The organism is Chlorobiota bacterium, from assembly GCA_016710285.1.
In the GTDB taxonomy this organism is placed as follows: domain Bacteria; phylum Bacteroidota; class Ignavibacteria; order OLB7; family OLB7; genus OLB7.
Genome location: JADJXR010000001.1, coordinates 245257 through 261960 on the forward strand (window position 1 = coordinate 245257; position 16704 = coordinate 261960).

The 16704-nt window shown below is 60.0% G+C and carries 7 protein-coding genes; 1 reads left to right on the top strand and 6 read right to left on the bottom strand.

Going from position 1 to position 16704, the window contains the following annotated elements; genetic code table 11:
- Positions 1–886 precede the first annotated feature (886 nt).
- The gene (locus IPM61_00720) at positions 887–3631 is read left to right on the top strand and encodes a valine--tRNA ligase (protein ID MBK8909830.1); all 2745 of its coding nucleotides are present in this window, start codon (positions 887–889) and stop codon (positions 3629–3631) included.
- Between the two features lie 121 nt (positions 3632–3752).
- Here the strand turns inward: IPM61_00720 and IPM61_00725 are convergent, their stop codons facing one another.
- From IPM61_00725 to IPM61_00750, 6 genes are all read right to left on the bottom strand, one after another.
- Positions 3753–5327 carry a hypothetical protein gene (locus tag IPM61_00725; protein ID MBK8909831.1) on the bottom strand — a complete coding sequence of 525 codons (1575 nt, stop codon included), beginning with the start codon at positions 5325–5327 and terminating at the stop codon, positions 3753–3755.
- Positions 5324–7204 (bottom strand): hypothetical protein, encoded by a 1881-nt coding sequence (locus IPM61_00730; GenBank protein MBK8909832.1) that lies wholly within the window; start codon positions 7202–7204, stop codon positions 5324–5326. The genes IPM61_00725 and IPM61_00730 overlap by 4 nt, the downstream gene beginning before the upstream one ends.
- Before the next feature lie 110 nt (positions 7205–7314).
- Complete coding sequence (locus tag IPM61_00735) at positions 7315–12585, bottom strand: AAA family ATPase (protein ID MBK8909833.1); 5271 nt, start codon at positions 12583–12585, stop codon at positions 7315–7317.
- Between the two features lie 220 nt (positions 12586–12805).
- Positions 12806–14293 (bottom strand): aldo/keto reductase, encoded by a 1488-nt coding sequence (locus IPM61_00740; GenBank protein ID MBK8909834.1) that lies wholly within the window; start codon positions 14291–14293, stop codon positions 12806–12808.
- A 75-nt stretch (positions 14294–14368) separates the two neighbouring features.
- Positions 14369–15502, bottom strand: coding sequence for a hypothetical protein (locus IPM61_00745; protein ID MBK8909835.1), 1134 nt, complete (start codon positions 15500–15502; stop codon positions 14369–14371).
- Complete coding sequence (locus IPM61_00750) at positions 15390–16667, bottom strand: tetratricopeptide repeat protein (protein MBK8909836.1); 1278 nt, start codon at positions 16665–16667, stop codon at positions 15390–15392. Before IPM61_00750 ends, IPM61_00745 begins: the two co-directional genes overlap by 113 nt.
- Positions 16668–16704: the final 37 nt, after the last annotated feature.

Genomic DNA, 16704 nt, shown 5'->3' on the forward strand with positions numbered 1-16704 from the left:
TGCGTCAACGATCTGTTCCCTGCACACGCGGGGATGATCCTCGTGCAGTAAAGCGACTAGGCGGCAAGAACATCTGTTCCCTGCACACGCGGGGATGATCCGTGGCTTTTCCCTGCACCAGGCGTTCCCCAAATCTGTTCCCTGCACACGCGGGGATGATCCCCAACCGAACCGCAACCGCAACCACAACCCAACCTGTTCCCTGCACACGCGGGGATGATCCCAAAAAAAATGAGGAGTAGAACCAAGAGGGTCCCTGTTCCCTGCACACGCGGGGATGATCCCGACACGTTGTGGAAAGCGGCGATTTCAGTGATCTGTTCCCCGCACACGTGGGGATGATCCGTATTACTGGAGATACTTGCAGGTGTCGCACAACTGTTCCCCGCACACGCGGGGATGATCCTTCGTTGTGCAGGCTCATAAAGGGGTCGTGTTCCTGTTCCCCGCATACGCGGGGATGATCAGCTTGCCCATCGCTTTTTGCGTGGCACTGACTCCTGTTCCCCGCATACGCGGGGATGATCCCGTCGGGAAGAAGGCGAAGAACACACAGGAACACTGTTCCCCGCACACGCAGGGATTCTCCGTCTTTAACCCCGGGCTTCTGTACCAACCACGCCTGTTCCCCGCACACGCGGGGATTCTCCTCTCCTCTTCGTGCCTTCGTCAATCTTTGTGGTGGCGGGGGCACGAAGCGTTTCTGTGTGGCGATTAGGGCTGGATTGTGCGGGCGGGTGGGTGCGTTGAAATGTGTGTTCCGCAGGCTCTGCTCCTTTGCCTGCCCTTGCTTCCGTTGTATCTTCTGGCCCGATTGTGGATGGTAGCACTTTCCCTTTTCTGAGTTTTTCAACTACCAAGAACTTTCCAACTGCTGAACGGACCTATGGCCGAGCTTCCAAAAACATATACCCCCGCCGAGGCGGAATCCCGCTGGTATCAATACTGGTACGCCCATCGCTTGTACGATGCCCAGGTCCCCGCCGATACCACCCAAACCGAATCCTTCACCATCGTGATCCCGCCCCCAAACGTTACCGGGATGCTGACGATGGGGCATATCCTGAACAACACGCTGCAGGACCTGTACATCCGCTGGCATCGGATGCAGGGGAAGGTGGCGTGCTGGATCCCGGGCATGGACCATGCCGGAATTGCAACCCAATCCAAAGTGGTCCGCGCATTGGCCGACGATGGAGTCAACTTCCGCGACTTGGGCCGCGAAGGCTTTGTGGAGAAGGTCTGGGAGTGGAAGGAGAAGTATGGCGGCATCATCCTGCAGCAGCTTCGCGCGCTGGGCGTTTCGGTGGATTGGCGGCGCGAACGGTTCACCATGGAACCGGCTTTGAGCAGTGCCGTCACCGAGGTGTTCGTCCGCCTGTTCGATAAAGGATTGATCTACCGTGGCAAACGAATCGTCAACTGGTCCCCACTGGCCCAAACCACGCTGAGCGATGAGGAGGTGATCCACAAAGAGGTCCAGGACACCATGTACACCCTTCGCTACCACCGCCCCGACGGAAGCGGCACCGTCCGCGTGGCAACCGCACGCCCCGAAACCTTGTTCGGCGATGTTGCCGTTGCCGTAAACCCAAAGGATGAACGCTATGCTGGCATGATCGGAACCACCCTGATTGTTCCGCTGGTTGGGCGCGAGGTCCCCATCATTGCCGATGATTATGCCGACCCCACGTTCGGAACCGGAGCCGTGAAAATCACCCCCGCGCACGACCCGAACGATTATGAGGTTGGAACACGCCACAACCTTCCGATGCCGAACACCATCAACCCCGATGGAGTGATGAACGAGCTTGCCGGACCCCTATCCGGGCTGGACCGCTTTGCCGCGCGGAAGCTGGCCGTCAAGCTGTTGCAGGAAGCCGACCTGATTGAATCAATGGAGCCATACACCCACTCCGTTGGATTCAGCGAACGGGGCGGGGAACAGATTGAACCGTACTTGAGCGATCAGTGGTTTGTGAAAATGGCTCCGCTTGCCAAGCCGGCCCTGCAGGCAGTGAAAGAAGGGCATATCGCCATTGCGCCGGAGCATTGGACCAAGACCTACGAGCATTGGATGACGAACATCCGCGACTGGGCAATCAGCCGCCAGCTGTGGTGGGGCCACCGCATCCCCGTGTACTACGCCCCAGACGGACGCTACACCGCCGCACGGACGCCAGAAGAAGCACGCACAAAGCTGGGGCTGGACAACGATGCCCCGCTCCGCCAAGATGAAGACGTGCTGGACACGTGGTTCAGCAGCTGGCTGTGGCCCTTCTCGGTCCATGGCTGGGGAAGCGATGAAAAGAACGAACGCGAGCTTGCCTACTTCTACCCCACCGACCTTCTGGTGACCGGTCCCGACATCATTTTCTTCTGGGTGGCGCGGATGATTATGGCAGGGATTGAGTTCATGCCCGGGGAACCAAAATCCGATGGCACGCCGCGCACCGCCATGCAGGAAATCATCCCCTTCCGCCAAGTCTATTTCACCTCCATCATCCGCGACCGCTTGGGGCGGAAGATGTCGAAATCGCTGGGCAACTCCCCCGATCCGCTTGATGTTATCGCCACCTACGGGGCCGACGCGCTCCGCTTCACCATCGTCTATCTGGCCCCCTCCGGACAGGATGTGAGGTTCGATGAAGAGTTCTGCGAGATTGGCCGGAACTTCGCCAACAAGGTCTGGAACGCCGGGCGATTTTTGATGATGAAACGGGACGACGTGGCCGCGCTCCACGCAGGCGGGTACGTCCCCTTCCCATCCAGAGCTGCCGACCTTGCGCCCGTTACCGACTCGGACCGCTGGATACTCAGCCGCTTCCACTCCGCCCTTGCCGAGGTGAAGCGGGCGCTGGAGGGCTACCGAATCAACGAGTACTCCAAGCTGATCTACGACTTCGTCTGGCGCGATTTCTGCGACTGGTATCTGGAGCTGCTGAAGACGGAACTGGCCATCAGCACCGATAGCCAGCGTTCCCAGCAGATGGTGACGTTCGCGTTTGGGTTGTACGACCAACTCCTGCGAATGCTCCACCCGATCATGCCGTTCGTCACCGAAGAAATTTGGCAGAACATCAGCACCCGCGCCGAAGGGGACTCGATCTCCATTGCCCCCTTCCCGGCTGCCGACGCAGCGATGATTGCCGCCGGGCTGGAGCACGATTTCCAGACGATGCAGGAGTGTGTGGAGGCGATCCGGCGGATGCGGAGCGAGGCGAACGTGCCGCCATCGAAAGGGGTTGACGTCACCCTGCACGCCAGCGACCAGAAAGCATCGGCGTTCTTTGCCGAGGCCGCGGGGCTTATCCAACGGCTTGCAAGAATTGAGAATCTCACCATCGGCCTTGATACCGAGAAACCGAAGCTATCGGCCACCGAAGTCGTGCGCGGAACCGAGCTTCACGTCCACCTTGAGGGGCTGATTGATGTGGAGAAAGAACGCCAGAAAACCGAGAAGGAGATTGCCAGATTGGAAGGGCAGATCAAAGGAACGGAGGCGAAACTGAGCAACGAAAAATTTGTGGCCAACGCACCGGAAGAAGTGGTGGCGAAGGAGCGCGAGAAGTTGGAAGGCTACCGCCAAGCCGTCTCCAAACTGAAGGAATCGCTGGCGTTGTACGCCTGAAGCAGTTATGATGCCATGCCCGGTAGCCGAAGGTCTTTAGCCTTCGGCTACCAAGGTCTTTAGCCTTCGGCTACCAAGTCACTGAATGCCCAACGTAATCCGCCCAGCAGCCCGCTGCCCGCTACCGGCGGTGCAGATTGTCTCCGCTCCACGTGCTCTCCTTTGCCAGCGTGGCGGGGGCAACGCCCATCGGCTTGGGGGTTAGATAGACTTCGTACAGATGGTTGACGGCTTTGGTGCCGGTGTTCGGAACAACCGGCAGTGGGTTGTAGGCAAGGATGCCGCCGTAGATGTAGCCAATCAACGTCCGCTTCCCGGCTGGCAGCGCGTTCAGCTTCAGCACCCCGTTCGGGTAGGCAATCCCGCTGGTGAAGTTCTTGATGCTGGGGATAAACGGGATGCTTGCGCCAACCAGCGAATCCCCCGGCGTGGCGGTTGGAAGGAAATACTCGCCATACTTCCCATCGCTCCCTTGCCGAAACACCGAGATGTCGCCGATAAACGGCAAGCCATCGTTCCTCCCCTGCTCGGTGGCCAACTTAAACACCACCCGCTGCGAATCCGTTTGGTGGTAGTAGTAATGGCTGATCCCCCCAAAGAAGGTGTGATAGATTGCCCCGCCACTGCTGTCGTAAATGGCAATCACCGGGCACTCGTACGCGCTGAATTTTTGCGCCACCGTGGTGTCCACCGTCGCAAATCCTTTGCTGTTGATATACACCGGCTGCTGGTATCCCCCAATGATTCCTGGCTGGAAGACTCCCCCAAACGCCGCTATCCGCTCGGCCCCGGTTGCGGGGTCAATGCTGGCCACGATGTTGCCATCGCGGCGGTGGAACGCGCTGTCGGTGGTTGCGCCGTAGCTTAAAATTTTCAGCGTGTTTGGGTTCAGCGTGAACCGGCGAACCTGGCTGGTGTATTGCTGGTAGAACCCCGTGTCGCTTCCGCCAAAAGCGCGGTACTGGCCGTTGAACACCTGCCCAAACACCAGATAGAACGATCCCCCAAGCTGGAACAACTCCCCCCCCGTCACCGCAAACCGGTCATCCTGCCCGAACTTTATCAGCCCACGAATCGCCACTGGGTCCGGCGATGATTGCGCAACGGCATCCACCATCTTCCCCAGCGGAAAACTGATGATGGTGTTGAAGGTCTTCATGTTGCTCCCGTCGGCCAGCCAGCCGTAGCCGCCAATAAGGTACACCAAGTCGGTGGCCGGGTCGTAGCAGGCCTGCGCCGTTGTGGAAGAAAGCGGTGCCGAAAGTGTGTCGGCAAGGCTTGCAACGTCGAAACTCCAATACTTCCCACTCTCCGGATCAATCACCCAAAGGAAATGGTTGGAAAGGGAGTCAATGAAGTTTGTGGCCGGGGCCTGCATGAAGGTATGCAGCCCTTGTCCACGCCCGCCAACCACCAACCAACGCCCGTCCCGGTTCACAAAAGCGTGGTAGCCTTGCAACGCTGGCAACGGAGGCCCGCTAAGCGTCTTGGGAACAAACTCGATGGTGTACGGGATGGTGTCGGTGGCTGGCGGGGGAGGGGTTGCGGTTGTCGCAAAGCCTGCCGCCGGCTCAATGTCCGATGCCGTTTTCTCACCCCCACATCCCGCTGCGGCTGCGGCCATCATTGCGACCATTACTGCCACCGCGATCATCCAGGCAAACGCCCGCGCCGGAGTTTCAGTGCTCAGTTTCATGCTGCCCCTCCTTCGGTTGCGGTTGTGGTTGATCCAGTTGATGCGGTTGATTCGCTTGCGGCTGGCGGGCTATCTGGCTTGCATGGCGGGAAGCCCATGGACTTCTGAAGATTGGCGATGTAATTGATGACCGTCTGGAACTTGCTTGGCGAAAGGTCCCGCGTGACCGGCATGAAACGGGTGTCGGTAAAATCGCGCGTCATGTAGAAGCCAATGGCCCCGGCGCAGATGCCGTTGCGGGGCTGCGGTTCGTGCATTGCTATCCACGGCGGGTTGGTGGCGAACAGGTTGAACGTGGCCTCCACGCTCAGATCAATCTTGTGAGTCATCCCCGGATAGAGCTTCACGTACGGCTCCATAATCGCCAGGATGTCGGCCCACGTTGGCTGCTCAATGATGGGGACGTTGGCCCACGCCACCACCGAGATTTGGAGTTCCTGCGCCGGCGGCTGGTTCACAATGTCCGGCGGGACCGTGCCGCCGATGTAAGGGACAACAAAATAGAGTTGGCCATCCAGCTGCGGCGTGCGTGCGCCGGGGTCGTGCATAACCTGCAAGGCCACCACGGACTTCCCGTTCTCATCGGTTGGCGTGGCGTAGGTGGTTGGCGGCTGGAAGACGTTCACGGCCTGGGGCGTGTCGCCAGGGTTGGTTGGCGGGACGGTTGCCCCTTGCGTTGCGCCATACACCGGCTCAATCATCAACTCAATCGGGACGTTCGGGACCGGCATTCCCCAGCGGGTGAGGTAAAGATCGGTTTGGGCCGTAGTGCCCGGGGTGCCCGCCATTCGGAGCGCGCGATTATCGGCAGCAAGAAACCAGCCGGAAGGGCTCTCGGAAAAAATTGGATTCGGCCCAATGTCGGTCCGCGAAGTCGTGATAACGATTGGGTTGGACCCAACCAGCGCAAGCTGCGCATCGCTTAACGGAAGCTCCACAATTCCGGAGCTGTTGGAGTAGGCGAACGAGGTGCAATCAATCTGGCCAAGCACCGTTTGGGATCCGTTCGCCACCACGCAGACGTTCACCGTCCCCAAGTCAACAGGGTCCCCGCCAGGAAGCACGCGGCAAACCCCGTTTGCCATGTCAATCACCATCACCTTCCGGTCCGGGTCCACTTTGAAGGAGGCTCCATAGAAGGCGGGAACGTCCCAGTTGGCGTTTGGCGGGGTTGCACGCCCCGCAAGCCAGCGCGGCCCAACGGCCTGGACCGGCTGGTTAATGCCCACCGGTCCAATCGCGCCGGTGATTCTGCCGTACCGGTAGTTCTGGTTCCCCGGAACGTTGATGTAGCCATCCACCACAAAGCGGAACGCAAGGAGCACGTTTCCATCCTCCACGATTGTGCTCTCCCTCAAGGTTTGCAACGCCCCTGCGGTGGTTGGCCAGTTGCTGGCCTTCACGCTCATCACGGTTTGATAGGTCCCGCAGGCGTTCGAGTCGCCCCCGAAACTTCCCCAGCCGTATTGCTCGTTCCAGCCCCGCATCGGCAGCACAGCATTGAACCACAGGCTGTTCAGGGAAACCGGCTGGACATCGCCAACAATGGAGGTCCCATCGGAGAGCGTGATCTTCAGCTGCATCCCGAAAATGGTGGGGACCGCTTGCTGGTACACGTCAAGGTCAACAATTTTTGCGGGGGTGGGAAGGTCCGTGGTCGTCACCGCCGCGCCGATAAGCGGGTCCGAAGCCGCCCCCCCTTCCACCGAGGTGACGCTGCAATCAAGGATGCGGAAGGAGTGCAGCCCCGCCGGGTCCTGCCACGGTGCCGGGTTGGTGACGTTGGGGTCGTAGTGGGTTGGGTCGTTGTTGACCGTGGAAGGGTCGGCATAAAACCGGCCAATGAAATGGATTCGCGGAACATCAAGGTAGCTCAAGATTCACCTCCCTACTGTTGAAAATGTTGGTGTTGTATTGATTGGCCCCATTGCCCCTGCAGGGCCACGGCTCTATGGAAGCACGTTCTTTGCTGAACTATCCTTCCTGCTCAAGCCGCATTGCCATGGCTTGCCAGCCGTTGGAAAAACAGGTCCGACGGCTCATCCCCATTTCCATCCACGGAAAGCTCCGGCAAGATTCCATCCACGAAGTACATCTCAATCTCCCCCTTCCCCTTCACCTGCCGGCTGCCACGGTTTGTGCACGCAAAAAAATCTTTGATCTGATGGTAGGTGTCTGCCGAAATATTTACCCGACCGTCCTGCCCGTTCGATTCCATGCGGCTGGCAACGTTCACGGAATCCCCCCAGATGTCGTAGGCGAACTTATGTTTCCCCACAACCCCGGCGATCACCGGGCCGGTGTGGATGCCAATTCGGCAGCCCCAAAAGGATCGCCCCTCGCTGTTGGCTTTCTTGCGAAACCCCTCTATCGTTCGGGCAATCTCCAAACCCGCCAGCACTGCGTCAATCGGGTTGGTGCGGTTCGGGTTGGGGATTCCGCCGGCGCACATGAAGGCATCGCCAATCGTCTTGATCTTCTCCATGTTGTGGCGCGCAGCAATGTCGTCCATCGCACGGAAGCAGGTGTCCAGCTGCTGCACCAATTCATCGGGATCAAGCTGGGCCGAGGTTCCGGTGAAGTTCACAAAGTCGGTGAACAGGATTGAGACCATCCCGTAGGAGCGGGCGCGGGCACGCCCGGTGCTTTTCAGCTCCTGCGCCGTCTGGCGCGGAAGAATGTTTTGCAGCAACCGCTCGCTGGTCTCCTGCTCCTTCACAATCTCCTTCGTCCGCTCGGCCACTTTTTCTTCCAGGTTATCGTACAGCAGCGCGTTGTCAATCGAGATGGCAATCTGGCCGCTAAGAAGTTTCAGCAGTCCAACGCGCTGCTCGGTGAAAGCCCCGTCGGTCAAGTTGTTTTCCAGATAGATCACGCCGCTCAGCTTCCCCTGGTTCAGCAGCGGAAGGCAAAGCACCGAACGGAGGTTGCGCCGCTGCACAGCGGGGTCGCGGCCAAATTGGCTATCGGCAGCGGCGTTGTCCAGCACCACTGGCTTCTTGCTGTGGGAGGCAAAATGGATGATGCTTTGCGGAAGTTCACCCTCCGATTCCACAAACTCCATCTCCGGCATTCGCAGCTCACCGGTGGCAATCTGGAACTCGGCTTGGACCCGCCATTGCTGCTGGTGCGGGCGTGCCAACACGGCCCGCTGGGCCCCGGCGTTCTCGCTAACGGTCAGCATCAACCGGCGCAACAGCGATTGCAGCCGAAGCTCGCCGGAGATAGCCTCGGCAGCTTTGATAACGGTCATCATATCCAGCGACTGTGCAAGCCCGCTGCCGGTGGTGGTGATCGGGTTGGTGACGGTTACGGTGGTGGTGGCGGCCCCTTCGGCGCGAACCGATTGCCCCAAATGCTCGGGGTAGCGTTGCACCAGCCCATCGGCAATGGCGGTTGCCCCCCAGCGGCGGTACCAATACTCCGCCTCGCGAAGGTGATACCGCACAATCCGCCGCGCCCCGCTTTGGTGGTGCAGCTGCGCGCAGCGCTGGTTTGCCAATGCCTGAATTTGGGAGTAGCCGAACTCGGCGGCGGCCTCGATCGCTTGGTTGTACAAGTTGATGGCCCCGGCGTGGTCCCCCGTTGCGCGCCGAAGCTCGGCCAACAGCAACAAGGCTTTATGCTTGAAATTGCTTGGGCAAACCGCAGCCCAACGCTGGAATTTTTTTGCGGTGGCGCGGACCAACCGCAGCCGCGCCGAACGCTGCTGGGTGGGGGCCAACTCCACCAACGCTGCGGCGGCAAGCGCGTGGTACAAACGGTGCTCGGCAGCGTGCAGCATCCCCACCGAATCTTTCAGGTAGGGGCGCGCGCTGGCGATAAGGTCCAGCGCCTGTTGGTGATGCTCCCACAGGTAAAGCGCGGCGGCTTTGTTGATGAAGTAGTAGTGGGCAAAATGGCGGGACCCGTAGGTGGAAAGCTCCGCCAGATACTCCAACTCGTTGAATCCAGCATCGCCGAAGGACGCGGACGACTCCGTCTCGCCACGCAAATTTTTGATTGCTTGCTCCACCCCACGCACCGCCCCCGCTGCCTCGCGGTTCCGCACGCGGCCCAGAAAATCCAGAAAGCGATTCGTGGTTTTTAGAACGTCATCGAACGGGTGGCCGCGCATCAGCAAACTTTGCGCGGTCCCGCTACAGGCGCAGCCCGCATGGAACAGGTCCCCAACATCCACCCCCGACTGATAGGCCAATTCCCACAACCGCTCGGCCTCGGCAGCCGGCTCCATCCATGAGATCCCGAAGTAGCCGCCAACAAAATAGACCTCGGCCTTCTGGCGCTCGTTGCTGAACCGCTCGATCAGCGCCCGCGTGGCAACCCCGTAGCGATGCCCCACCGGATGGTTCCCCAGCACCGCCCCGCTGAAGATCACCCCGTAGGCCAAGTAGCCGATAACGCTGTCGGGCGCGTTGCCGTAGCGAAGCGACTCGATCACCATTTTGGTGGCAATGGCAACGCAGAGTTCTGGACGGATCTGGTAGGCGGCTTTGGCAACGGCCCCCATCAACTTCATCAACTGAAGCTGGCGCAGCTGGCTCATGGTTGGAAGGTTCACCACATCCTCAATCCTGCGTCCGCGCATCCGCACCCGAGCTTTGGCAAGGTCCGCAAGGAAGAGCGGAGGGATGAATTTTGGGGGAAGTGAGTAGCCGATGCGCTGCGCCCCTGCGCGGGCCGCCGCGTAGGCATCGGCAAAGCGGGAAAGGTTGGTGTAGAAATGAATCGTCTGCTCGCAGACGGCGATCTTCCCATCGGTGGTTGGCGCGGCCAACAGTGCGCGTTTGAAGAATCCCTCGGCCTGGGCATTGTTCCCACACTGATGCTCGCACTCGGCACGTTCGGCCAGCAGCTCCGCCGCAATTATGGACTCACCTGCGGACTCACCTTCTGCCCCCGCGCGGCCCTCCATCTCCATTCCTATCTCTCCCATTTCTATCTCCATCCCCGCCATTTCCATCGCTGCGGTGACGTGGCGCAGCGCAAGTTGGTAGGCGGTGGAGTTGCGTGCACGCCGTGCGGCGGCCAAGTTCAGCCCAACAAGGCGCGACCGCTCGGCAGGGTCGGTTATCAGCGGCGCGGCCATGTTCAGGTGGTCCACAATCTCGAACAGGTGGTCATCCTCTTCGGGGTTGGCTGCTGCGGCCAGCATCTGCCGCCCAATCTGCACGTTCAGCTCCTGCACTTGCTGGGCCGTCAGGAAGGAATGCGCCGATTGCTGCACGCGATCATGGAGGAATCGGTATCCCTGGCGATGCTCCCCGCTCCACACAAAATGTTCAACAATCAGCCCTTGCTCCATCCCCTGGGCCAGCAGCTGCCGAAGCTCGGCGCGGTTTGTTTCCATCACCAACACCAGCATCTCAAGATCAAAGCTGTTGCCGATGCAGGAAGCCACCTGCAGCACCCACTGGGCTTGCGGGGTAAGGCGTTGGATCCGCTCGGTCAGAAGATCCACGATGTTGTCGGTAATGCGCGAACTCTTCACCCCGCTGATGTCGTATTGCCAGGCGTGCTGCTGGTGGCTGAAGTGGATCACGCCATCTTCATGGAGCGCGGTCAGCAGCTGCGTAAGGTGGAACGGATTCCCCTCGGTCCGGCTGAAAAGCAACTCCACAAGGTCCGCGCAATCGGCGGGGTCCTGGGATAATGTTTCGGCAATCAGCCCCGCCACCGCTGCGCGCTCCAACGGTGCAACCGGCAACGTGGCGACCAGGCTTTTCCGCTCGGCCAAACGGTCCAGCATGATTGACAGCGGATGCGACGCGCTGACCTCGTTGGCGCGGTAGGCACCCACCAGCAGAAGGCTTCCGTAGCTTCGGTCGGCCAGCACTTCTTCAATCCATGCAAGCGTTGCAGCATCGCCCCACTGCAGGTCGTCAAGGAAGATGCAGAGTGGGTGATTGGGCCGGCAGAACAGCTGCACGAACCGGCGGAAGGCTTGGTTGAAACGGTTGCGCGATTGCTCCGAAGGGAGTTCGGGAACCGGAGGCTGCGGGCCGGCAAGCAGCTCCAACTCGGGGATCACCTCGGCAATCACTTGCCCCACCGAACCCAGCGTGCGGTTAATCTGCTCGCGCCAGGCGGCCACCCGTTCGGGGCTTTCGGCCATGATCTGCCGGATCAGTTCGCGGAAGGCAACGTGCAGCCCGCTGAATGGAATATTCCGTTTGAATTGGTCGAACTTCCCCGCCAGAAAATAGCCCCGATGCTCCACAATCGGCCGCTGCACCTCGTTGACCAATCGCGACTTCCCCACCCCCGATCCTCCAGCAATCAGCAACAGCTCGCTGGGTCCGCCGGAAGCACGTTGGAACGCCGCAAGAAGCTGCTCCACCTCGCTCTCCCGGCCATACAACGTGTCGGGAATGCGGAAGCGGTCGGCAACGTCGTGCTGGGCAAGCGCGAACGGTTCAATCCCCCCGCCGCTTTGCCACTGCTGGCGGCAATGCTGCAGGTCCTGGCGAAGCCCGGCAACGCTTTGGTAGCGTTCGTCGGCGCTTTTGGCCATCAGCTTCAGCACCACTTCGGAAAGTATCGGGGGGATGCCAGGGCGAAGCGTGTTCGGGTGTTCGGGAAGGCGGGCAATGTGGCTGTGGATTAACTCTAGCCGGTCCAGCGTGGTGAACGGAAGCCGCCCGGTCAGCATTTGGTAGAAGGTGACGCCAAGTGAGTACAGATCCGAGCGGTGGTCCACCGTGCGGTTCATCCGCCCGGTTTGCTCCGGCGCAACGTAGGCCAGCGTTGCTTTGATGATATCTGGATTGGCAGCATTATGGGAAATCGTTGCCGCCGTGGGGGCAGCCATGGAGGCGATGCCGAAATCAATCAAGGTCGCCTGATGGGTTCCCGGTAGAACGATAATGTTGGCGGGGTTGATGTCCTTGTGGATCACCCCAGCGGCATGGACCGCCTGCAACGCATCGGCGATGCTGACTGATAGCTCCAAAAATTCATCAATCGAACAAGGCGTTCCCGCAAGCCGTTCCAGCAACGATTCCGCGTGGTCGTCATGCAGGACGATGGTGATACTGCTTCCGCTTTCCTGAAGCTCGATGGGCCGGATAATTTGCGGGTGATGGAACTGCTGAAGCAGCGCGAACTCATGCCGGAATCGTTCAAGAAGTTCGGCAGTGGGATAGTCGGTAGCAATGGTTTTCAGGATGACGCTGGCTCCATCGGAACGGCGCACCCCACGGCGCACCACGGCGTTTGGGCCTTGGTGCAGCAATTCCGCATTGTCGTACTTCAGCAACGGACACCTCCAGCAGCAGCTTTGGATTGGCAACGGAGCTTGATTGCCACACGGCAACCAGACAGGCGGGCGCAGGAACGGAAGGGAAAAAATCGGCGGGCAACTTACCATTCATGCCCCGGTTAATCAAACGATTTTTTAAAAACTTCATGGGCTTGCCGCACCCTTTTTCGTCGCGGCAAGTGAGTGTTTTTTTGGGGGATAGAGTTGGTAAAAAAACCTACACCAGCAGCTTCTTCAACGCCTCCTCCCCACCAAGTTCCCCGTTGTGAATTGCCTGCAAAACATCCTCCACATACTCCAACCGCCGCATCCCCACCAGCACGCTGTGAACCCCAGGAACGGAAAGAAGAAGCCGAAGGGAAAGGGATGAAAGGGAGCCATCCGGCTCGGTTCCGGTGGCGTTTCCAATAGCGTTTCCAATGGCGGCGCGCAGGCGATCCGAACGGGTCTGCGCTTGCTGGCCGTAGTGATTGCCAATCAGCGCAAGGGCGGCACGAGCTTGCTCGACGTATCCCTCAAGAAATCCCCCCAACGGGTCATCGGGATGCGCCAGCGATTGCTGCTGGGCGTACCGAAGCCGGGGCGCGAAATGGTGGGAAAGGATGTCGTTGTACCGCTCAATCGAACCGAAGCCCTCCCAGTGTTCCCGCAGCACCGCGCCGATGCCGAGGACCTGGCCCAACGCCTCGCGCTCGTCTGGGTCCGCCACCTCCGCTGTCAACGATTCTTGATCCCGCTCCAGGGCCTGAAGCTGGTCCAGAGCTTGCAAGATTTCTTGGGGAGAGACGTGGCGTTCGGTGGGGAAATCGGCAAGGCGGAGCAGGCCTTCGGGCTGGATTGCATTCAGCGGGCGGTTGATAAGCGTGGCAAGGTTCCGCTGGCGGGCAAGCTGGATAAGGGTGCTTCCGTCGGGCTGGTTCGGCGTGGCAACAAAGCCGCGTTCGTACAAGTTTGCCGGGAACTGAATCACCCCAAAATGATTCACCAACGACACACGGTTCGCCACGTTGATGACTTCTTGCAGCGACGTAAAATCATCGGCATCAGGAAGGCTTGGGAAGCTGTTGCTGGAAATGCCGTACCAGCCGATTCGCCCCCGCTCCACCTCTGTTTCCAAGTAGGCGAACGCATCGTGGATGCGGCGGTAATACTCGCGGCGTGCATCGGGCAACGGCACGCCATGCTTCGCCGCCCAGCCCAGATAGTACTCCGGATTATGAAGCAGAAGAACATCAACCGCAGGAAGGTTCAGCCGTTGCAGCGAGCGGGTAAGTTGGTCGTGCAGAAACTCCGGCGCGATACAATGCCACAGCCCGTTGCCGTAGCGAACAACATCGGGGAAGCCGCTTCCCGCCGACTCGCGCTCGGCAACCATCTCGAAGTTGCTTCCCTGAATATACCCGGCCTTTGTCACCACCACCACTTCTTGGCGGCGCAATGCCCCTTCGGCAAACAACTCATGGAGGACCTGGCCAATTAGCTGCTCGCTTCCGCCATCGGCGTAGTTGGCGGAGGTGTCAAGAAGGTTGATGCCCGAAAGCAACGCGCCACGCAGCGCAGCATGGTGCCCCGCAATCCCCGCCGAAACCCGATACCCGCCAAATCCCGCCCGCGAGACCATCAGCCCGGTTCGCCCAAACTGGATTGGCGGCAATTCTGGAAAGCGTTGGAAATATGAACGAGTGGCCGATTCGGTGGCACGCATGGGCAATGAAGGTTGGATGGTTGGTTTCTTCTCTCTATTGCTTCTCTCTACTTCCTCTATCTCCTGACTCGCACCTCACCCTTCCCCAACCAGATGCTTCGGCGGGGGGGTGCCAAGCTCGCGCTGGTAGGCTTCGTGGCAACGCTGAAGAAGGGATTGACGCTGGTGCTGATGGCGCGGCTGGCTGTGCAACTCCAGCAAAAAACTCCATGCCGGCTCAAAGATCGCATCCGCCTGCAAGGCTTGCTGAAGGTAGGCGGCAGCGCGCTCGGCATCCCCTAATTTTTTTTGGAGCGATGCAAGCTCCATCAGGGCCTGAAGCAGTTCATCTTTCAGGGTTGAGCGTTCAAAGTTGGTCCATTCCTGGGCAGTGTCCGAAGGGAAAAAATCTCCGTGATAGAGCCGCACCGCTTGCTCCAGCAGCCCCGCCTGTTGCTTGGCATCCGCTTGCTTTGCGGCGGCAGCAATCAGGCGGCGGAACTCCACAAAATCAATCTGGGAATCGTTGCCAAGATCAAGCCGGTAGGTTCCGTCGGCAATGGTGATGTAGCGGCTGGCCATTGCTGGCTTCAGCCCCGGCTCCAATGCTTTCCGGATGCAGGAAGTTGCGTTCCAGAGCGATGGGAGAAGGTTCCGCCCGGCGGGATTTTCCCAAATGGCATCCACCAACTCCTCGGCCGGAACCGCCCGCCCGTGGCGCAGCAGAAGGTACTTGAACACGTCGCGCGCTTTCTTCCTTCCCCATTCTTCTTGGGTGATGGTGTGGCCATTCACCACCACCGCAAAATCCCCCAACGTCCGAACAACAACGGAAGGGGAATTGGCAGAATCCGGCTCCGCACTCGATTCCCGCGCCGCAGCAATCCCCTGTTGAGATTTTTTGGATCTGGCCGCGGCGGGTGGCGGTTCGGTTGGGGTTGCGTTAGCCCGCGCCAACCACTCATGGCTTGATTTCAGCAATCGCTCCACCGTTTGGGTAAGCGTGTCGCCGCTGGTGGGGGTGGCGGTGTCCAGAAGGGTTTGCAGGTCGAAGTCCAGCAACGCGCTGCTGGTGGCGGCGTGCTGTTGTTCGGCGTTCAGTTTTTGCTGCAATCGCTCATGTTCTTTCTGGTGGGGTTCGGCTTCGCGCGCCATTCCGGAAGCGCGGAGCGCCAGCGCAAGGTCGCGGTGGGCAAGCTCGGCAATCGTGTCCCCCTCGTTGTTCGGCATTGCTTGGGGCCCACCGAAGCGCGTCGCGCAGCGCGGGAATGGCCTCGGGATAACGCCCGGCATTGCACAGGATCAGCCCGCGAATCTGGTGGCAGGAAGCAATGCGAATCGCCGATGAAATGGCCGAAGCAATCCGCGCCGCAGTGGTGATTGCTTCCAGCGCGGCATCGTACTCCCCCAGCTGGGCCAGCACCGGAGCAAGGGTCATCAGGATGTTTGCTTCGGGAAGCGGGGAACCAAATCGGCGGGCGGCGGCGCGTGCGCGTTGGCAGTAATGCAAGGCAAGCGGATGCTCCCCCATGCGAGCATGAACCACCGCAAGGGAGGCAAGCGCGAACGATTGGTCGTTATCCAACCCACGGGCAACGGCGTAGGCCAGATAATCGTTCAGATACTCCATCGCTTTCAGGTGCGAGCCGGCCTCGGCATGGACCTCGCCAATCACCTTGACGGCACGGTAGTACCACAGGTCCTCCTGCTCCTGGCGGGCAATGCTGGCGGATTCCACCAGCCGCTCCAATGCCGACTGCAGCCGCCCGGAGCTGGCATCGTACTGCCCTGCATCGAACAGAAGCCGCAGCAGTGCGGAGCGATTATTCTGCTGGCGAGCAACGTGCATCCCCAGCACCAACGTCTGGTCCCGTTCGCGGAATTCCCCCAGCCGATTTTGAACAAGGCTGATGCTGCGCAGAAGCTCAGGCAGGTACGGGGAAGAAGGGGCCGTGGTGGAAACGTGCAACCCAAACTGAAACTGATCCAGCGCGCGGCGGATGTCGGCAAGCTCGAAGTACATCACCCCGCTGGCAAGAAGCGTGCGTGCCATTCCGGCAACGTTCCCTTCCTCCTCGAAGGTTTCAAGCGCGTCGGCAAACAGTGCGGTGGCGCGTGCGGAGTCGCGTTCGCGCCGCCACAGCACCGCCGCAAGCAGCAGCCGCCCGCTGGCAATGGCCTGCCGGTTTCCTTCCCGTTCGGCATCGGCGATCAGGTCCGCAGCAAGGGTTGCAACGTCATTGCTGCGGCTTTCAATCACGTGGGACGGAAGCGCGATGGCCCCTTTTGCCCGATCCAACAAAGGGAACGTGCGCCGAAGGGAATCAAGGAGTTGATCGTAGCGGTCTGGCACGGGAAGCGATTGCTGCGGGAAGCGGTTATCGGAAATCATCACCCCCGGGAAGAGTTGCCCGGGGGAACAGAAAGAATGC